Below are 18,364 nucleotides of genomic sequence, written 5' to 3'. Positions count from 1 at the left end.
GCGAGCAGCCTCTCTCGATAGGCGATGCGGGGAGCCATCAGCCGAACAGCCTAGTCTTTGGGAACCGGTAGCCGGCCCAGACCGCGTTCCGAGTTGAACGAGTTGTGGAGGATTCGAACGTTCCCCCAGACGTCATCGCCACCCTCCGAACGAGGCCGAACATGGGCTATCTGCGATGCTGCTGGATGAGGCTCCTGAGCGCCCCGTCGACCGTCGCTCCGCAGATCTCGCAGGTGCCGCCGAAGTGTTCGAGCAGGTACGCCACTGCCTTGCGCCGGAGCAACTGAGAGCTGGGCAGAGGCGTCATCCGCCAGGCCCTTTCCTCGGCGTCGTGAGTTCCTTGGGGGATCCCATAGTTTGCCGCCAAATCGATCGGGGCCCGCGGTGCCGACAGCTCTGCCAAGACCCGCGTGTTACTGCAGAGCCCGCAAATCAACGGTCGCGAAGAAACAGCGGAATCTTTCGGAGTCTTGCTCTGCCTATGGCTACAGGCACATTTACACCGTGGATGTCATCGGTTCGAGCCCGGTAGTGCCCACATTGAAAAACCCCCGCTCTCACGGGGGTTTTTTCTGTTTCCGGGCGTTGTCGGCCGGCTATGCCTTGGCCGCACGGCGGGCGCGCCGGGCCTCCGGCGACGCGGCGTTCAGCACGCGCACGATGCGGTCCATCGTGTCGAGGCTGAGCTTGCCGTCGGAGTTCGCGACGAGGGTGCGCAGCGGCATGCCGCCGACGACGGCCGTGATCATCGCCTGCGTGTCGTCGTCGCCGCCCGCTGGCAGTTTCTTCGTGATGACGCCGAGCAGCGCGCCATGCAGGCGGCGCCCCAACCACGTCGTGCGCAGGTCGTCGATGGGGGAGTTGATGCTGTACGGCACGAGCCCCGCGGCCGGGGGAACCGGGCCTCCGAGGAGCCGCGCGAACTCGGCGGCGCTGGCCACCGCAGACTGGGGCCGCTCGACGGGGGTCACGGCGTCGCCGGTGGCGAGCAGCACGATCGTGGAGCTGCGGATGTCGCGCGAGGAGGAGCCGACACGGATCTCGTAGTCGCCGCTCTCCGCCGCCCACGAGGAGCGCGCGACGTCATAGATGGCGAACGCACGGTGCCCCAATGCCAGGGTCACGCGCCGGGTCTCGTTGGGTTCGAGGTGCACCTTGGCGAACGCCTTGAGCTCCTGCTCTGGCCGGTGCACCACGGAGTCTCTTGCGTGCACATAGAGCTGCACGACCTCGGAGCCGGCGCGCTCGCCCGTGTTCGTCACGGGGACGGTGATGGCCAGGTTGACGCCCTCGCCGGAGACCTCCAACGCCCCGTACTCGAAGCTGGTGTAACCGAGGCCGTGCCCGAACGGGAAGCGCGGGGCGATCCCGAACGAGTCGTGGAAGCGGTAGCCGACGTAGATGTTCTCGCGGTACTGCACCTGCGTGGGGCTCGTCGTCGGGAAGTGTGCGGACGCCGGGAGGTCGGCTGCCGCGACGGGGAAGCTCTCGCCGAGCCGCCCGCCGGGCTCCGCATCACCGAAGAGCACGTCGACGATCGCGGGCCCGGCCGCCTGGCCGCCCAGATAGGCCTCCAGCAGCGCGGCGGGGGCATCCGCCCACGGCAGCTCCAGGGGAGCGCCGTTGACGAGCACGACGACGGTTCGCGGGTTCGCCGCCGTCACGGTGCGTACCAGCTCGTTCATGGCTGGCGGGAAGACGAGGTTCTCGCGGTCGATGCCCTCTGCTTCCTTGCCCGCCGGGATGGCGAGGAGGAGGACGGCGACGTCGGCGGCCTCGGCGGCCTCTTGCGCTGCGGCGGAGTCCTCCGCGCTGACGGCGCCGGAGGTGGCGTCGTAGCCGCGAGCGAAGGTGAACTCGGCGCTCGTGCCGAGACGACCGTGCAGCGCGTCGAGCACAGTCTCGACCGTGATGGCGTTGACATGCGCGCTCCCGACACCCTGGTAGCGGGGGGTCTCGGCAGCGGCGCCGATGATCGCGATCGTGCCCTCGGCGCGGAGCGGCAAGATGCCGTCGTTGCGGAGCAGGACGGTGCCGGCGGCCGCGGCGCGGCGTGCGAGGGCGTGGTGGGCGTCGAGGTCGGCCGAAACGGCGGGGCCGGCTGCTGCCGCGGCGGCGCGCAGGGCGAGCCGGGCAACGCGGGCGGCTGCGGCATCCACCTCGGCAAGGGTGAGGGTGCCCTCGGCGATGGCCTTCTTGACGCGCCCGGTCCAGATTCCGTTGTTGCCCGGCATCTCGAGGTCGAGACCCGCGCGGATGCCGGCCGGGCGGTCGGAGACGGCGAACCAGTCGCTCATGACGAGACCGGAGAAGCCCCACTCCTCGCGGAGGATCTGCGCGAGGAGCCGCTGCGACTCGCCGGGGTGCTCGCCGTTGACCAGGTTGTACGAGGTCATGACCGTCCACGGGTCCGACTCCCGCACCGCGATCTCGAAACCGGTGAGGTAGATCTCGCGCAGCGTGCGCTCGTCGATGACGGAGTCCAGCCGCATCCGGAAGGTCTCCTGGTTGTTGCCGGCGAAGTGCTTGATCGAGGAGCCGACGCCCTGCGACTGCACTCCGCGCACGAGCGCGGCGGCGATCTTGCCCGACAGGTGAGGGTCTTCGGAGAAGTACTCGAAAACACGCCCGCCCCCGGGGTGGCGCTTGATGTTGAGACCGGGCCCGAGCAGCACGCCGACATCCTTCGAGCGGGATTCGCGACCGAGTGCCACCCCGACCTCCTCGACGAACGCCACGTCCCAGGAGGATGCGAGCACGGAGGGCGAGGGGAAGCAGGTCGCTGGCAGCATCTCGCCACCGCCGACGTGGTCGGCTTCGGAGGCCTGCTTGCCGACACCGTTCGGGCCATTCGCGAGGAACGTCGAGGGAATCGCGCCCACCGTCTCCGTCGACCACATGTTTGCGCCTGAGAGAAGCAGGAGCTTCTCGTCGAGGGTGAGCTGGGACACGAGTGTGGCAGCGCTGCCGGAGTGCGGTGTGGTCATTGCTCTTTCCTGGTGGGAGTGCCGAATTTTTGGCAGCAGTGTCGTCCTACTATGTCAAACCCGAACGTCACTTGGCATGTGGGTTTGCGGTGCCTGCGCTCCTGGCTTGCGGGGGAGGCGCGTCAAGCTAGAACGGTGAGGCGTCGTTGAATAGTAGTGGCGGTTCGATTTCGACGGATGAGCCTGTCGAAACCATCGGAGACTTCGGTGGGGCGTGCTGCATCCGAGACGGTGTCGTCGTGTACTCGCGGCCGCTCGGGGAGGTCCAGCTCAGGTTCCCGTTTCCGGTCTGCTCGACCCGCCAGCGGGAGTTGTGCTTGAGCCGGTGATGCTTCTTGCACAACACCGCCAGATTGGCCTCGACGGTCAGCCCGCCGTTCTCCCAGGCCCGGGTGTGGTCGGTCTCGGAGCGCTCCGCCTTCCGCGTGCAGCCGGGGAACCGGCACGTCTCGTCCCGGTACAGGATCCAGCGCCGCAGGGAGGCGCTCAGCCGGTACTGGGTGGGGTCGAGCTGGAGCGGGGTGCCGTCGAGCGGGTCGGTGAGGATGCGGTGCAGGGTCGGCGCCTGGGCGACGAGTCGCCGGGCGGTGTCTGCGTCGATGGGGCCGTAGCCGTGGAGCTCGGCCGGCTCCTCCGAGGCGCCGATCAGCGTGTCGATGCCAATCGTGATCTTCGGGACGGCGACGAAGACCTCGGGGCGGGCGAACGCGAGTGTCGGGATGTGGCTGCTCTCGCCGTCGGGTGAGCCAGCGGGCAGGCCGAGCAGCAGCTCGGCGGCGATGTCCGCCTCGAGTTGGGCGTGCGTGCCCGCACTCAGGATGCCGGCCGCCGCTTCTCCCGTTTCCAGATCCACGTGATCGGCGGCTTCGGCGGCCTCCTTCTGCGCCTCCGTGGCGAGGTCGCCCACCCGGGTGCTGATGGCCAGCGCTTTCTCCGCCTCGAGGTAGAGGTGCAGCCAGGCCATCCCGTCGGCGTCGGGTTCAAACACCAGCCGCCGGTCCGCCCTCGACCGGGCCGCGCGCTCGGCGAGGGCGTCCGGGTGCAGCCGGTCGCGAAGGCGGGCCACGGCCCGGTGGAACGCGGACACGTTCATGGTGCGGGCCTTGCCAAGCGCCTCCCGCTCGAAGCCGGCGTGCAGGGCCGGGGGAAGGAAGACGGCTGCGGCGAGGATCTCGCGGGCGTGCCGCCCGGTGATGGTGCCGGCGGAGAGTTCGGCCAGGGTGTTGGTGAAGGTTCCGCAGAGCTGGCCGGCCTCGTAGATGAGGCCGACCATGGTGCGCTCGTGCACCCGGAGGACCAGGGCGAGCTCGGCGGTGATGCTTCGCCTCGCGAACTGCTCGTCCAAGGACGGGCGTCCGCCCAGCGGGTCGGCGATCGCCACCGCCCGGCGCACGGCGGAATCGATGCGCCGATAGCGCTCGGCCTGCACGAAACACTCCAGCGACGCGCCCGATGAGAGCTCGGCTAGGTCCGCGTCCAGCACCGGGTCGGACCCGGTTCCTGGGGCCTGCGTCGGCTGCGTTTCCATGACTGAAGCGTCTCACCGACCTCTGACATTCCAAGCCGAAAACAGGCCCGAATCTGGGCAATTGTGGACAGTTTCGGCCGTCGTTACCTGATTGTGACCTTCGGGCGTCCGGCGCGGGCCAGTGTTGCGGGTTGGCTCCGGGGCTTCGCTCGTTCCTCGCTCAGCCGACGTGGGGAGGGGCGCTCCGCCGACGTGGGGAGCGACGTCCGGCCGACATGGGGAGGGGCGCTCGGCCGACGTGGGGACCAGTGGGGCGGAGGAGAGCGAGGGCAGGTTGGCGAGATTGGGGCGCCGGGTCTCGATACGGCGCTGGCGCGCCTACTCGACCAACGGGAAGGTGCGAGACGTGTCCCGTTCGTCCGCCGCGTGGGCTGCGCATGCTCGAGCTGGAGCAGCCCAGGGCCCGCGGAGGCGGGAAACGGCAGCCTGCCGCGGCCGGCCTCCGCACGTCGGCTGGAGGGGGCCGCGCCGCGAGGAACGAGCAGCGCAGCCCCCGAAGCCCTGGAGCGGACAACGAACGACCGCGCCGGCATCGGTCGACGCGAGTTCTCCGGCGCGAGCAGGTGCGGGCGATCGTGGCTTCGGGCGCTGGCGCGCCTACTCGACCAACGGGGTGGAGGCTGGCAGCCTGCCGCGGCCGGCCTCCGCACGTCGGCTGGAGGGGGCCGCGCCGCGACGAAGGAGCAGCGCAGCCCCCGAAGCCCGGGAGCGGACGACGAACGACCGCGCCGGCATCCGGCAGCACGGTAGAAACGGCGGTCTGCGGCATCCGGTTGGGACTCGAACGGTGGTGGGGGAGGCCGCAAACGGCGACGAGGTTTCCTCCCGTTCTCGCTACGGCCTCCGAGACGGGCGGATTGCTAGGATTGCGGGCGGCGCGAGCCGTCCATCCGACCGCCATCACTTTCTGTGCGAGTACCCATGTCAAGATCCCTCACTACCGGCGCGCCCTGGCGGGTCATTCTCGTGTTCGCTGTGCCGTTGCTGATCGGCAACATCGTGCAGCAGCTCTACCAGGTTGCGGACGCGATCGTCGTCGGCCGCTGGCTCGGCGTCGACTCGCTCGCCGCGGTCGGAGCGACCGGCTCCCTCCTGTTCCTGCTGCTCGGTTTCGCCTGGGGTGTGACCTCCGGGTTCGCGATCCCGACGGCGCAGGCGTTCGGCGCGGGAGACGTCGACGCCGTGCGACGCTCGGTCGCGACGGGCACGCTGCTCACCGGCGCCATCAGCATTGTGCTGACCGTCGGGGCACCGCTCATCGCCGGGCCGGCGCTCCAGTTGCTGCAGACCCCCGAGGAACTGCTCGATGAGGCGACGGTGTTCACCCAGGTCAGCTTCCTCGGGGCATCGGCCGTCATGTTCTTCAACTTCCTCTCCGCCGTCATCCGCGCGATCGGAGACTCGCGCACCCCGCTGCTGTTCCTGGTGCTCGCCTGTGTGCTGAACGTCGGCCTCGTCGTGCTGATGGTCGGGCCGCTGGGTTGGGGTGTCGCCGGGGCTGCACTGGCCACGGTCGTCGCGCAGGCGGTGTCCGTCGCGCTCTGCCTCGACTACGTCCGCCGACGGCTCCCCGTTCTGCACCTGCGCCGCGCCGATTGGCGAGTGCCGCGGGCCGCGGTCGCCGAGCACCTGCGGGTGGGCCTGCCGATGGGTTTCCAGGCATCGATCATCGCCATCGGAACGCTCACCGTGCAGGTGGCGCTGAACGGGCTCGGCACCGAGGCGGTGGCCGCGTACACGACGGCCTCCCGCGTCGAGTCGATCGCGGTGGCGCTGCTCTCCTCGCTCGGCCTGGCGGCATCCATGTTCGCCGCTCAGAACCTCGGCGGGCGCCGGCCCGATCGGATCCGGCGCGGGGTGGCTCAGGCCGTGTGGATGGCGATCGGCACCGCGATCGTCGTCGGCGCCCTGCTCATCCTGTTCGGCGAGCAGATGGTGCGCCTCTTCGTCGGTGACGGCTCCGACGCGGTGGTCGCGGATGCCGCATACATGCTCGCCGTCGGCGGCTTCACGTACACCTCGTTGGGTGTTCTGTTCGTGCTGCGCGGTGCGCTGCAGGGCCTCGGCCTCACCGCGGTTCCGACGCTCACCGGGGTCATCGAGCTCGCCATGCGCGTCGGGGCGGCCATCGTCCTCGGCTCGCTCTTCGGGTTCGCCGGTGTGGTGTGGAGCAACCCGCTCGCCTGGTTCGGCGCGATCGCGCTGCTCATCCCGGCGTACCTGCGGGAGCGCCGCCGGCTCGCCGCGATGCCGGTCGAGCCGCTGGCCCCGACCCCGACCACGCCGATCGCCATCATCGGCCCGGTCGACGGCTCGATGAGCGTCGATGCCGTGGTGACGGGAGCGGTGCCGGTGCAGCGCCTCGCCGACCGCGACGCCCGGACCGGGGTCTCCACGCCGACGCACTGACCGGGGCAGCGCAGGAGCTGACCCGGTCACGCTGTGGGCGTTAGCCGAGCTGGATTGCCGTGCCGTCCGTGAACATGTTGTCGCTCACGTGCAGCTTCACCGGCGTCACGCCGGCCGGGATGTCGAACAGGATCGGGCCCTGGACAGCGTTGCCGGGGTTGATCGCAGACAGCCAGGTCTGGGCGTCGCCGCCGGCGTAGAGGGAGGCGCTGGAGTCGGCGTCGTAGCTCTTGCCCTCGGCATCCTCGAGCGTGACGTAGTTCACGATGAAGGTCTGCGAATCGTTACCGACGTTCATGATCTTGAGGTCCAGCTGGTAGTAGGTTCCCTGAGCCGTCTGCGTGAACGGCTCGGCGCCGACCGTGGTGCCCGCGTCGGCAGCCGACAGGGCGGTGAACTCGAAGGCGCCGACGGTGACCGGCACGTTCAGTCCCGGCGTCTCCGGCGCCGCCACTGCCTCCGCCGGCGCCTCCTCGACGGCGGCGCTGCCGGACGAGTCGCCGACGGTCGAGTTGCCGCCGTTCGAGGCGCCGGCGCTGCAGCCGGTGAGCGCCGCGGTGACGACAAGCGCCGCCCCGGCGACGAGTGCGGAACGACGGTAGATGAAGCGTGAGAACACGGATGCCTCCTGATAGGTGCGAAAGGGGGCCGATCGGCCACATCCAGATCACCACGGGCGGGTCCAGGGCCGTCACCTCGTTTCCGGCCGTGCGCGCCGACCGAAAGGATGGAACGCCTGCCCCGCAATCCGCACAAAAGGCGGTCGGGCGGCGTCAGTGCTGCCCCATACGATCGATACATGACCGCTGCACCGCCCCTGCAGGCTGACGGCTGGGCGTCATCCGTCACCCCAGCCGTGCAGCCCTCTCGTGCCCGCCGAGCCTGGTCGCTCGCCGGGTCGATCGCCCTCGCCGTGCTGTGCGCTTTCATGGCCTTGGCCGCGGCCGGCACCCACGGTGCCGGCGAGAGCACGTTCGCGCCGCCCGTGCAGGTGCTGGCGATGGTCGGGGCGTTCCCGATGCTCGCGGTGAGCGTGCTGCTCGTCTGGCGGCATCGCATCCCCACCGTGGTTTCCGGCCTCGCGACGGCCCTCACGCTGATCATCCCGACCACGCCGCTCCCGGCCCTCATCGCGCTGGCCGCTGTGACCGCCGCCCGGAGTGGGCGAGTGCGCTGGGCGCTGGTCGGCGCGACCTACGCCGCAACGATGGTCTCCTTCTACTGGGATGTCGGCTCCCGCACCTCCTTCCTCGCACTGTTCGTGGGCGGGAGCGAGGCGGGGACGCCGGCCAGGCAGGCCCTGATCTGGGTGGTCCCCGTTGTCGCCGCGCTGGCCGTCGCCCCATTCGCGGCATTCGGCTTCTCCCGGCAGGTGCGGGCCGAGCGGGATGCGGCGCGGATGGGCAATGTGACCGCCGCCCGCAACATCGCCGCGCTGCACCAGGAGGTCTCGATCGAACGCGAGCGGCAGGGGATCGCCCGTGAGCTCCACGACACGCTGGCCGCCCGCCTGAGCTCCGTCTCCCTGCACGCCGGCGCCCTCGAGCTCCAGGTGGGAGAGACCGACGAGAAGGCCTCCGCCGCGGCGCGGGCGGTGCGGGAGTCGGCCCAGCACTCCTTGGACGATCTCCGCAACGTCGTCCGCGTGCTGCGCAACCCGGAACTACGGATGGGTGTCAGAAACGGACTGCTCGATATCGGCACCCTCGTCGACGCTGCGGCGGCGGAGGGCACCGACATCCGCACTCAGCTGTTCATCGCAGACGCGGCATCCTGCGACCCGGAGATCGCGCACGCCTGCTACCGGATCGTGCAGGAGGCCATCTCGAACGTGCGTCGCCACGCGCCGGGGGCCTCACTCTCGATCGACCTGCGCGGCGGGCCGGAGACGGGCCTCACCCTCCGCACCGTCAACTGGCTGATGCCCGAGACAGCGCCGGCCTCAACCGGCGGCGGCAACGGGCTGATCGGCATGCGCGAACGCGTGGCCATCGTCGGGGGCGCGTTTCAGGCCGGCCCGACGCCGGAAGGCGCCTTCGCGGTCGTCGCCTGGCTGCCGTGGCACCGTCGCTAGACTGGCGCGGTGCCACGCTCGGATCACCCCACCAGCCCCACCCGCGTTCTCGTCGTCGACGACGACGCCCTGGCCGCCGCCGGCATCACCGCGCTGCTCGGCACGGCCGATGACCTCCTGGTGGTCGGCCGCTGCAGCGACGGTGACCAGGTGGCACACGCGATCCGCAGCCTGACGCCAGACGTCATTCTCTGTGACGTGCGGATGCCGGGAATGGACGGCGTGGCGGTGGTGCGCTCCGTGCCGCACGGACAGCCAGGGGCTCCGCGGGTCCTGATGATGACGGCCTTCGATGAGGACGGGCAGGTGCTGGAGGCCGTCGCCGCCGGCGCCGTCGGATTCCTGCTCAAGGACGAGGACCCGAGGCGCATCATCGACGCCGTCCGGCACGTCGCGGCCGGCGACGCCGCCTTCTCGCCGCGGGCCGCGCGCCAGCTCACCCACTGGGTGCAGGACTCGCACAGCGCCGACGCGCGTCGCGACGCCCTCGAGAAGCTCGCCCTGCTCACCGACCGCGAACTCGATTTCGCCCGGGCCCTCGTCACCGGAGCGAGCGACGCCGAACTCGCCGCCCAGTTCTTCGTGGCCGAGACGACCGTCAAATCGGCGCTCTCGGCGATCAAGACCAAGTGGGGGATCCGAAACCGCACCCAGCTCGCCGTCATCGTGGCACGGTCCGGGGTGGCCTGACCCACAGGCCCAGGCGCCGGGTTTCCGCGCCGGCGAAGGCCTCACAGGTCAATTTGTAGCAGCATCGACCGAGAGCGGCTCTCAGTATTCGGTCGTAGTTTTGCCGCATGACACGCACATACGTTGTAACAGGTTCAGCATCGGGAATCGGCGCCGCCACGGCCGAGCTCTTGCGGGAGCGCGGCTTCCGGGTGATCGGCGTCGACATGCGCGACGCCGAGGTGATCGCAGACCTCTCGACCCCTGCCGGCCGCCAGGCCGCCGCGCAGGGCGCCATTGACGCAGCAGACGGCCAGATCGACGCCGTCGTGGCCGCGGCCGGCATCTCGGCGCCCATCCCGCTGACCGTCGCCGTCAACTACTTCGGCGTCACCGAGTTCCTCGAGGCGCTGGCCCCGACCCTCGCGAAGTCGGCCGCCCCGCGTGCCGCAGTCGTCAGCTCGATGGCCACCCTGCAGCCGAACTCGGTCGAGCTCGTCGACGCCCTGCTCGCCGGCGACGAGGCGAAAGCCCTCGAGGTCGGCGGCGCCCTCGCCGACCAGGGCCCGAAGATCGGGTACCTCAACTACCCGTCCAGCAAGCGCGCGGTCAGCCGCTGGGTGCGCCGGGAGTCGATCACCCCGACCTGGGCCGGCGCGCACATCCCGCTGAACGCCGTCGCCCCCGGCACGGTGCTCACCGCCATGACCAAGATGCTGCTGGAGACGCCGGAGAGTGTCGCGATGGTCGACGCCAACGTGCCGATGCCGCTCAACTACCACTCGGAGCCGGTCGTCATCGCCGGTCTGCTCGCCTGGCTCACCAGCGAGGAGAACACGCACGTCACCGGCCAGACCATCTACGTCGACGGCGGTGCGGATGCCAGCATCCGCGGCAACGACATCTGGAGCTAGCGTCGCACGATGAGCTCGGTCGGCAACCAACGCGGCTCATCGAAACGCTGCGACAGCTCCGCGGCGGTGATCGCGGGGAACGGGGCCTCGTAGCCGACGGCGAGGTAGGCCGCCTCGCTGCTCGGCAGCACCTCAACGCGCTCGTCCGCGACGAGCGCGTTGAGGGCTGCCGTGGCATCCGCGCTCATGCCCAACCACGCCACCACGTACTCCCCGAACAACATGGCGTTCTCTCCTTCGACGTCCACGCCGAGGGAGGCCAGCACGGCGAGCACCTCGGGGATGGTGCGCCCGCCGGTGCCGCGCAGAGCGGCGACCAGCGCCTCGGTGGTGTCGCTGGAAATCATGGTTCTCCCTCCACGGCCGGGAGATCGGCCGTTCGCCTCCAAGTTAAGCAGACTCCGGTGCGGCTAGCATGGCGCCATGGATGCCGAGCGGGCCGGACGGGCGCGGGGGCTGGGCTTCCGCATCGGCCTCGCGCTGAAGGGCATCGACGGCCTCGTAGAGTTGCTCACCGGCCTGCTGCTCTGGCTCGCCCCCGAGGTGCTGCGCTCCCTCGCCGCCACCGTGGCCAACACGCCCGACAACGACTCGGCCGCCGACCGGCTCGTCGAACACTGGGCCGGGCGGCTCGCCTCCGATCTCGCCTCCGGCGCGCACGTCGCCGTGATTGTCTTCCTGCTCTCGCACGGCATCGTGAAGCTGGCCCTCGTCTACTGCCTGCTGCGCGACTACCGCTGGGTCTACCGCCCGGCGCTGCTGATCCTCGGGCTGTTCGCGCTCTACCAGCTCGTCGTCCTGCTCGAGGCACCCACGCTCGGCACCGGGCTGTTGTTCCTGTTGGATGCCGTCATCATCTGGTTGGTCTGGCGGGAATGGCGGAGCAAGACCCGCTGAGATGCGGCACTATTGCTGAGTGCAACACAGCGAACCACAGATTCTCCCCGAAACCCCCCTTCGCGCCGACCGCACGAGGGCGCTCCCGCGGCTCGTCGCCCGCGCCCCGTGGTGGGTGCTGCTGCTCGTCGGCCTCGCCTGCGTCGTGTTCGGCGCGCTCATCATCCTGCGCCCGCTCAGCTCGCTGGCGACGCTCGGGGTGTACGTCGGCCTGAGCTTCATCGTCTCCGGCCTCGCCGACCTGCTCACCGCCGGCCGGGACGCCACGCCCCGCCTGACCCGCCTGCTCGGCAGCGCCTGGATCGCCGCCGGCCTCATCGTCCTGGTCTGGCTCGGGCTCGCCATCGACGTGCTGCCGGTCTTCCTGGCCGTCGTGCTGATCGCCACCGGAGTGGTGAGCACCGCCGGCGTCATGCGCGGCAGCGCCGACCAGCGCGCCGCGGCACTGCTGTTCGGCCTCGCCGACATCGCGTTCGGCGTGCTCGCCCTGTTCTGGCCGGACGTCACCCTGCTCGTCGTCGCCGTGCTGTTCGGCGCGCGCACCGTCATCTTCGGAACGGCGACCATCTGGTCGGCCGTGCTGATCTGGTTCGGCGAGCGCCCGGCGGATGACGCGGGCGCCACGCCCAGCCTGCTCCGGCGCTGGGCGCGCCTGGGCGGCGCGATCGGCGCCGTCATCCTCGCCCTCGGCGCCAGCGCCCTGACCTGGACGATCCAGCCGGGCGCCGCCCACTCTGACGCCTTCTACACCGCGCCGGGCGAGCTCTCCGGCGAACCGGGCGAGCTGCTGCGCGTCGAGCCGTTCGAGCGGGGCATCCCCGACTCGGCCGTGGCCTGGCGGATCCTGTACACGACGACCACGGACACGGGCGCGCCCACCCTGGCCAGCGGCATCGTGCTCACCTCGGCCACCGGCACGGACGCGCCGCGTGATGCGATCGCCTGGGCGCACGGCACCACCGGCTACGCCACGCACTGCGCGCCGTCGCTGCTGGCCGACCCGATCGGGGCCGGCGCCCTGCCCGCCCTCGAGCAGATCCTCGACGCGGGCTGGTCGCTCATCGCCACCGACTACGCCGGCCTCGGCACGGCCGGCGCCCAGCCCTACCTCGTCGGCGGGGGAGAGGGCCGCTCCGTGCTGGACTCCGTGCGCGCCGCCAGCCAGATGGAGGAGATCGCGCTGAGCGGCCGGACCACGATCTGGGGCCACTCCCAGGGCGGGCACGCCTCCCTCTGGGCCGGGCAGCTGGCCGAGAGCTACGCGCCGGAGCTCGACATCGCCGGCGTGGCCGCGCTCGCCCCGGCCAGCGACACCATCGGGCTCGTCAACCACCTGCCGTCCGTGACCGGGGGCAGCGTCTTCGCCTCCTTCGTCGCCGAGGCCTACTTCGCGCACTACCCGGACGTCACCCGCGTCGAGTACCTCGAGCCCTCTGCCCGCACGCTCGTGCGCGAGATGTCGACCCGCTGCCTGTCCGCGCCGGGCGTGCTCGTCTCGGTGCTCGCCGCCCTCTCCATCGACCAGGACATGAGCATCTTCCGCAGCGACCCCACGCAGGGCGCGCTCGGCGAGCGGCTCCGCGCCAACACGCCGCGCGGCGACATCCGCTCCCCGCTCTTCGTCGGCCAGGGCGGAGCAGACCCCCTGGTCGACCCGGCCATGCAGCGCGCCTACCTGGCCGAGCGCTGCGCGAGCGGCCAGGAGCTGGAGTACCGGGAGTATGCCGGCCTCGACCACATGGGCATCGTCGGCCCCGGCTCGCCGCTGATCGGTGACCTCCTCTCCTGGACGCAGGATCGTTTCTCGGGAGAACCGGCCACCCCCAATTGCGCGGAGGCTGAAGCGGCCCGGTGAGGGCACCGGTAGGCTGGACGGGTGACAACCACTCTTGCCGACGTTATCCGGGTAGCCCACGAACTGTGGCCGCTCGACGGCGCAGAACCGTGGGACGCCCCCGGTCTGGTCAGCGGTGACGTCCAGGCGCCGATCACACGGATCGTGTTCGCCGTGGACGCCGTCTCCGACACCGTCGACGAGGCCATCGAGCTGGGCGCCGATCTGCTGATCGCGCACCATCCGCTGCTGCTCCGCGGGGTTACCAGCGTCGCAGAGGACCGCTACAAGGGTTCGCTGCTGCGACGCCTGATCAAGGCCGACTGCGCCCTGCTCACCGCGCACACGAACGCGGATGTCGTCATCGACGGCGTCTCGGACGTCATCGCCCGGCGGCTGGGGCTCGTGGATGCCGTCGCCATCGACCCGGGCGCTGGTGGCACCATCGACCCGCGCGTCGGCATCGGCCGTGTCGGTTCCCTGCCCGAGCCGACCACGCTCGGCCGGCTGGCCCGCGCCGTGGCCGAGCTGTTGCCGGCGACCGCCGGCGGGGTGCGCGTCTCCGGCGAGTACGACGCCCCGGTGCAGGCCATCGCGCTCTGCGGCGGGGCAGGGGACTCGCTCCTCGCCCGCCCGGCCGTGCTGGCATCCGATGTCTACATCACCAGCGACCTGCGCCACCACCCGGCGTCCGAGGCCCGCGAACAGGCCCGCCTCGGCGGCGGGCCGGCGCTCATCGACGTCTCGCACTGGGCCAGCGAATGGCTCTGGCTGGAGTCGGCGGCGGCGCAGCTGCGCCTGGCACTGCCCGGCGTCGAGGTGCTCGTGAGCGAGCTCAACACCGACCCCTGGAACTTCGTCATCACGCAGTGATGCACAAGCACACACCTACGCAGCACCACCTACGCAGCACCATGAGGAGAAACACGTGAAGGCACCCGAAGCGGAACAGAAGAACCTGCTGCGCCTGCAGGCAGTTGACACCCGACTGCAGCAGATCGCCCACCAGCTGAAGAATCTGCCGCAGCAGGCCGCCCTCGCCGAACTCGGCAAGACCCTCGACGAGGTGCGCCGCCGCTTCGCGATCGCCACCGGCGAGGTCGACGACGCGCGCACCGAGCTCGGCCGGCTCGAGTCGGATGCCACCGTCGTCGAGGCGCGCATCAAGCGCGACTCCGACCGGCTGCAGGCCAGTGCCTCCGTCAAGGACATCCAGGCCCTCGAGGCCGAGCTGGCGTCGCTGGCCAAGCGCAAGAACGACCTCGAGGAGATCGAGCTCACGGTGATGGAGCGCGTCGAGGAGAAGGAGGCCGCCCTGGCCGCCATCCTCGCCGAGCGTGATGCCGTCCTCGACCAGGTGAGCGTGCTCGAGCAGGAGCGCGACCGCGCCGCCGTCGAGCTGACCGCCCAGCAGGCCGACACCGAGCGCGACCGCGCCGCCGTCGCGAAGACCGTCAGCGAGGAGCTGCTGGCCCTCTACGAGAAGCGCCGCACCCTCGGCGGCGGCATCGGCGCGGCCCTGCTGCGCGCACGCACCTGCCACGGCTGCAACATGACCCTGACCGGCGCCGACCTCGAGACCGTGCGCCAGGCGGCCTGGGACGACGTGCTGTTCTGCCCGGAGTGCGACCGCATCCTGATCCGCACCGACGAGTCCGGCATCCCGCTCAGCTAGTCGGGAGCCCACCTCCAGCCGCGATAGGCTGGAGGTGCGAATGGGTCGGCAAGACGGTCGCGTCACGGGGTTTCGGCCCCGTGCCGAGGAACGTCCGGGCTCCGTAGAGCAGGACGGTGGGTAACGCCCACCCGGGGCAACCCGCGAGACAGTGCCACAGAAAACAGACCGCCTCGGGCTTCGGCCCGCGGTAAGGGTGAAACGGTGGTGTAAGAGACCACCAGGGATCAGGGTGACCTGATCTGCTCGGTAAACCTCGTCCGGAGCAAGGTCAGACAGAGAACGATGCGGCTGCTCGTCGCGTTCTCGGGTAGACCGCTAGAGGGCTGCGGCAACGTAGTCCCGAGATAGATGGCCGTCCAGCGCCGCGCCTCGGTGCGGCGGGGACAGAACCCGGCGTAATAGCCGGCCCATTCGCCCCCACCTCTGCGCGGGCTACCCCGCGTCCGGGTTGAAGCGGTAGCCCATGCCCGACTCGGTCAGCAGGTAGCGCGGCTCCGACGGCGTCGGCTCCAGCTTCTTCCGCAACTGCGAGAGGTAGAGCCGCAGGTAGCCCGTGTCGTTGGTGTACTGCGGGCCCCACACCTCGGTCAGCAGCACCTGCCTGCTCACCAGCCGGCGCGGGTTGCGCACGAGCACCTCCAGCACCTGCCACTCGGTCGGGGTGAGTCGCACGATCTCGTCGGTGTCGCCCGCCGAGCCCGTTGACACCCGCCGGGTCACCTGGCGGGCCGCCAGGTCCACCGTGATGTTGCCGAAGCGGATGACGGGCTCGTCACTGGCCGTCGGCGTGCGCCGAGTCAGCGCCCTGATGCGCGCGAGCAGCTCGTCCACGGCGAACGGCTTCGTCACGTAGTCGTCGGCGCCGGCGTCCAGGGCGTCCACCTTGTCGGCGGAATCGCTGCGGCCGGAGACCACCAGGATGGGGGCGGAGCTCCAGCCGCGCACGGCCTCGATCACCTGGATGCCGGTCAGCTGCGGCATCCCGAGGTCGACGACCAGCAGCTCCGGGCGCTGCGCCGCCGCGAGGGCGATCGCCTCCGCGCCGTCCCTGGCCACGACCACCTCATAGCCGTGTGCGGACAGGGTGATCTGCAGCGCCCGCAGGATCTGCGGGTCGTCGTCGGCGATGAGGATCTTCATAGGGCTGCCATCATTCTGCGCTGTTCTCGGTGGGGGTGGCGGATGCCGGGAGGGTGACGACCAGGGTCAGGCCGCCGCCGGGGGTGTCGTCGGCCTCCAGCGTGCCGCCCATGCCCTCGACGAAGCCCTTGGCCAGGGCCAGGCCGAGTCCGATCCCGGTCAGGTTGTCGGTGTCGCCGAGGCGTTGGAACGGCACGAACATCTCGTCCTTGCGCTCGGAGGGCACCCCGGGCCCGTGGTCGGTGACTCGCAACTGCACGGCCCCGCCGAACTCGCTGGCCGACAGTGCCGGCGGCTTGCCCTCCGGGGAGTAGCGCACGGCGTTGGCGATGAGGTTGACGATGACGCGCTGCAACAGCACCTCGTCGGCGCGTACGGCGGGCAGGTCCAGGGGAAGCTCGATGCTGATCGCCCCCGGGTGCAGCGCCAGCTCGTCGAGGGCGGGCGGCAGGAGGTCGTCGATGTCGACATCGGTGAGGGTCACGGCCAACACTCCGGCCTGCACCCTGCTGACGTCGAGCAGGTTGGTGACGAGCGCGGCGAGCGCGTCCAGGCTCTCCCTGGCCGTGGCCAGCAGCGTCTCGCGGTCACCCTCGCTGAGCGAGATGCCGTGCGACTGCAGGCTGGTCACGGCGGCGGTCGCGGCGGCGAGCGGCCGGCGCAGGTCGTGCCCGACCGCGGCCAGCAGCGCGCTGCGGACGCGGTCCGTCTCGGCCAGCGGGCCGATCTCGTTCGCGGTCGCGGTGAGCGCGTTGTGCTCGAGGGTGGCCTCGATCTGCACCACGATGACGGCCAGCAGGCGGCGGTCGCTCGCCTCCAGGTCGCGGCCGGAGAGCTCGAGCACCGCCCTCTCGCCGACGGGCAGCAGCGTCGTGTGCTCGGCGTCGGCCGGTTCCCCGTCGGAGTAGAGCACCTCCTCGCCGGCCAGCAGCCGCACCCCGTTCAGGCCGAAAGCCTCCCTGGTGCGCGAGACGAGCGCCTGCAGCGCGTCCTCCCCGCGCAGCACCCCGCCGGCGATGGTGGCGAGCAGCTCGGACTCCGAGGCGGCGCGGGCGGCAATCCGGCTGCGCTTGGCCGCCTGGTCGACGACAAGGCTGACGAGGGCGGCGACGACCATGAACAGGGCGAGGGCCACCAGGTGCAGCGGATGCGCGATGGTGATCGTGTACAGCGGCGCGACGAAGAAGAAGTCGAGGCTGAGCCCGGAGAGCACGGCGGCGAACATGGCCGGCCAGAACCCGCCGACCATGGCGACGACGACAACCAGCAGTTGGAAAGCCAGCACGTCGCTGGCCATCGACTCGATCGAGCTGGTGGCCGAGAGCAGCCAGGTCAGCAGCGGGCCGACGACGAGGGCGATCGCGAAGCCGGCCACGCGGCGGCGCCGGGTGATCCCGCCCGTCAACCGGGGGAGGGCGAAGCGCAGCCCGGCATGCGAGTGGGCCACGATGTGCACGTCAATGTCTCCGGACTCGCGGATCACCGTCTGGCCGATGCCGGGGCCGCTGAGCAGGGCGAGCAGCCGGCCGCGCCGGCTCACGCCGATCACCAGCTGGCTGGCGTTGCTGGCCCGGGCGAAGTCGACGAGCGCGGTCGGCACGTCGCTGCCGATCACCTGGTGGTAGCTGCCGCCGAGCTGCTCGACGAGGGCCCGCTGGCGCGCCAGCGCCTCCGGGTGGGCGGCGCGCAGGCCGTCGTGGCTGGTCACGTGCACGGCGAGCAGCTCGCCGCCGGCGGAGCGGGCGGCGATGCGGGCGCCGCGGCGCAGCAGCACATCGCCCTCCGGCCCGCCGGTCAGGGCCACGACGACTCGCTCGCGGGCCTCCCACTTGGTGTCGATGCCGTGCTCGGCCCGGTACTTCTGCAGCGAGCTGTCGACCTCGTCCGCCAGCCAGAGCAGGGCCAGTTCGCGCAGCGCGGTGAGGTTGCCGAGCCGGAAGTAGTTGGACAGCGCCGCGTCGATGCGGGTGGCCGGGTACACCTGCCCCTCGGCCAGGCGGTCCCGCAGGGCCTGCGGGGCGAGGTCGATGACCTCGATCTGGTCGGCGCCGCGCAGCACGGCATCCGGGATCGTCTCCCGCTGCGGAACGCCGGTGATCTGCTGCACGACATCGTTCAGTGACTCGATGTGCTGGATGTTGACGGTCGAGTAGACGTCGATGCCCGCCTCCAGCAGCTCGTCCACGTCCTGCCAGCGCTTGGCATTGCGGCCTCCGGGGGCGTTGGTGTGGGCG

At 70.8% G+C, this 18,364-nt stretch carries 14 protein-coding genes and 1 other RNA gene; 9 read left to right on the top strand and 6 right to left on the bottom strand.

What is annotated here, in order from left to right:
* Positions 1-596 precede the first annotated feature (596 nt).
* Together GY24_RS09570 and GY24_RS09565 are read right to left on the bottom strand one after the other, a co-directional pair.
* Entirely contained in the window at positions 597-2,987 is a 2,391-nt protein-coding gene (locus GY24_RS09570) for a glycoside hydrolase family 3 C-terminal domain-containing protein (protein WP_104475423.1), read from the bottom strand.
* 127 nt (positions 2,988-3,114) lie between these two features.
* Positions 3,115-4,515 (bottom strand): HNH endonuclease signature motif containing protein, encoded by a 1,401-nt coding sequence (locus GY24_RS09565; RefSeq protein WP_104475422.1) that lies wholly within the window; start codon positions 4,513-4,515, stop codon positions 3,115-3,117.
* A gap of 921 nt (positions 4,516-5,436) precedes the next feature.
* On the opposite strand from GY24_RS09565, the gene GY24_RS09560 reads away from it, so the two are divergent.
* The gene (locus GY24_RS09560) at positions 5,437-6,924 is read left to right on the top strand and encodes an MATE family efflux transporter (protein ID WP_104475421.1); all 1,488 of its coding nucleotides are present in this window, start codon (positions 5,437-5,439) and stop codon (positions 6,922-6,924) included.
* Between the two features lie 40 nt (positions 6,925-6,964).
* Here the strand turns inward: GY24_RS09560 and GY24_RS09555 are convergent, their stop codons facing one another.
* Complete coding sequence (locus GY24_RS09555) at positions 6,965-7,543, bottom strand: DUF4352 domain-containing protein (protein ID WP_104475420.1); 579 nt, start codon at positions 7,541-7,543, stop codon at positions 6,965-6,967.
* A 180-nt stretch (positions 7,544-7,723) separates the two neighbouring features.
* Between GY24_RS09555 and GY24_RS09550 the strand changes: the two genes are divergently transcribed.
* The 3 genes from GY24_RS09550 (at position 7,724) to GY24_RS09540 (ending at position 10,581) form a co-directional block, all read left to right on the top strand.
* On the top strand, positions 7,724-8,998 hold the full coding sequence (locus GY24_RS09550; RefSeq protein ID WP_161498717.1) for a sensor histidine kinase: 1,275 nt from the start codon (positions 7,724-7,726) through the stop codon (positions 8,996-8,998).
* 9 nt (positions 8,999-9,007) lie between these two features.
* Positions 9,008-9,688, top strand: coding sequence for a response regulator transcription factor (locus GY24_RS09545; protein ID WP_104475418.1), 681 nt, complete (start codon positions 9,008-9,010; stop codon positions 9,686-9,688).
* A gap of 107 nt (positions 9,689-9,795) precedes the next feature.
* Positions 9,796-10,581: an SDR family oxidoreductase gene (locus GY24_RS09540; RefSeq protein WP_104475417.1), complete on the top strand. Its 786-nt coding sequence runs from the start codon at positions 9,796-9,798 to the stop codon at positions 10,579-10,581.
* Here the strand turns inward: GY24_RS09540 and GY24_RS09535 are convergent.
* The gene (locus tag GY24_RS09535; RefSeq protein WP_083364040.1) at positions 10,578-10,928 is read right to left on the bottom strand and encodes a hypothetical protein; all 351 of its coding nucleotides are present in this window, start codon (positions 10,926-10,928) and stop codon (positions 10,578-10,580) included. The two genes, GY24_RS09540 and GY24_RS09535, sit on opposite strands and share 4 nt — an antisense overlap.
* 76 nt (positions 10,929-11,004) lie before the next feature.
* Between GY24_RS09535 and GY24_RS09530 the strand changes: the two genes are divergently transcribed.
* The 5 genes from GY24_RS09530 to rnpB all read left to right on the top strand — a co-directional run bounded on the left by GY24_RS09530 (position 11,005) and on the right by rnpB (position 15,404).
* Entirely contained in the window at positions 11,005-11,478 is a 474-nt protein-coding gene (locus tag GY24_RS09530; protein WP_104475416.1) for a DUF2127 domain-containing protein, read from the top strand.
* Between the two features lie 19 nt (positions 11,479-11,497).
* Positions 11,498-13,333: a lipase family protein gene (locus GY24_RS09525; protein ID WP_202972931.1), complete on the top strand. Its 1,836-nt coding sequence runs from the start codon at positions 11,498-11,500 to the stop codon at positions 13,331-13,333.
* Between the two features lie 21 nt (positions 13,334-13,354).
* Positions 13,355-14,185, top strand: coding sequence for a Nif3-like dinuclear metal center hexameric protein (locus GY24_RS09520; protein WP_104475415.1), 831 nt, complete (start codon positions 13,355-13,357; stop codon positions 14,183-14,185).
* A 55-nt stretch (positions 14,186-14,240) separates the two neighbouring features.
* Positions 14,241-14,987 carry a zinc ribbon domain-containing protein gene (locus GY24_RS09515; RefSeq protein ID WP_104475414.1) on the top strand — a complete coding sequence of 249 codons (747 nt, stop codon included), beginning with the start codon at positions 14,241-14,243 and terminating at the stop codon, positions 14,985-14,987.
* A 41-nt stretch (positions 14,988-15,028) separates the two neighbouring features.
* Positions 15,029-15,404: RNase P RNA component class A (gene rnpB / locus GY24_RS09510), an RNA gene on the top strand.
* 18 nt (positions 15,405-15,422) lie between these two features.
* Here rnpB and GY24_RS09505 read toward each other — a convergent pair.
* Together GY24_RS09505 and GY24_RS09500 are read right to left on the bottom strand one after the other, a co-directional pair.
* On the bottom strand, positions 15,423-16,130 hold the full coding sequence (locus GY24_RS09505) for a response regulator (protein WP_104475413.1): 708 nt from the start codon (positions 16,128-16,130) through the stop codon (positions 15,423-15,425).
* A gap of 10 nt (positions 16,131-16,140) precedes the next feature.
* The coding region (locus GY24_RS09500) for an ATP-binding protein (protein ID WP_104475412.1) at positions 16,141-18,364 on the bottom strand (2,224 nt) is incomplete at its 5' end.

This window comes from Microterricola pindariensis (assembly GCF_002936985.1).
Classification (GTDB): domain Bacteria; phylum Actinomycetota; class Actinomycetes; order Actinomycetales; family Microbacteriaceae; genus Microterricola; species Microterricola pindariensis.
The sequence above is the reverse complement of the archived record's forward strand: the minus strand, read 5'-3'. Positions and strand labels throughout refer to the sequence as shown.

Excerpts from the sequence above, each read along its gene's own strand:
- GY24_RS09530 (WP_104475416.1), top strand. The coding sequence starts at position 11,005 with ATGGATGCCGAGCGGGCCGGACGGGCGCGGGGGCTGGGCTTCCGCATC.
- GY24_RS09535 (WP_083364040.1), bottom strand. The coding sequence starts at position 10,928 with ATGATTTCCAGCGACACCACCGAGGCGCTGGTCGCCGCTCTGCGCGGC.
- GY24_RS09505 (WP_104475413.1), bottom strand. The coding sequence starts at position 16,130 with ATGAAGATCCTCATCGCCGACGACGACCCGCAGATCCTGCGGGCGCTG.
- GY24_RS09550 (WP_161498717.1), top strand. The coding sequence starts at position 7,724 with ATGACCGCTGCACCGCCCCTGCAGGCTGACGGCTGGGCGTCATCCGTC.
- GY24_RS09560 (WP_104475421.1), top strand. The coding sequence starts at position 5,437 with ATGTCAAGATCCCTCACTACCGGCGCGCCCTGGCGGGTCATTCTCGTG.
- GY24_RS09570 (WP_104475423.1), bottom strand. The coding sequence starts at position 2,987 with ATGACCACACCGCACTCCGGCAGCGCTGCCACACTCGTGTCCCAGCTC.
- GY24_RS09540 (WP_104475417.1), top strand. The coding sequence starts at position 9,796 with ATGACACGCACATACGTTGTAACAGGTTCAGCATCGGGAATCGGCGCC.
- GY24_RS09565 (WP_104475422.1), bottom strand. The coding sequence starts at position 4,515 with ATGGAAACGCAGCCGACGCAGGCCCCAGGAACCGGGTCCGACCCGGTG.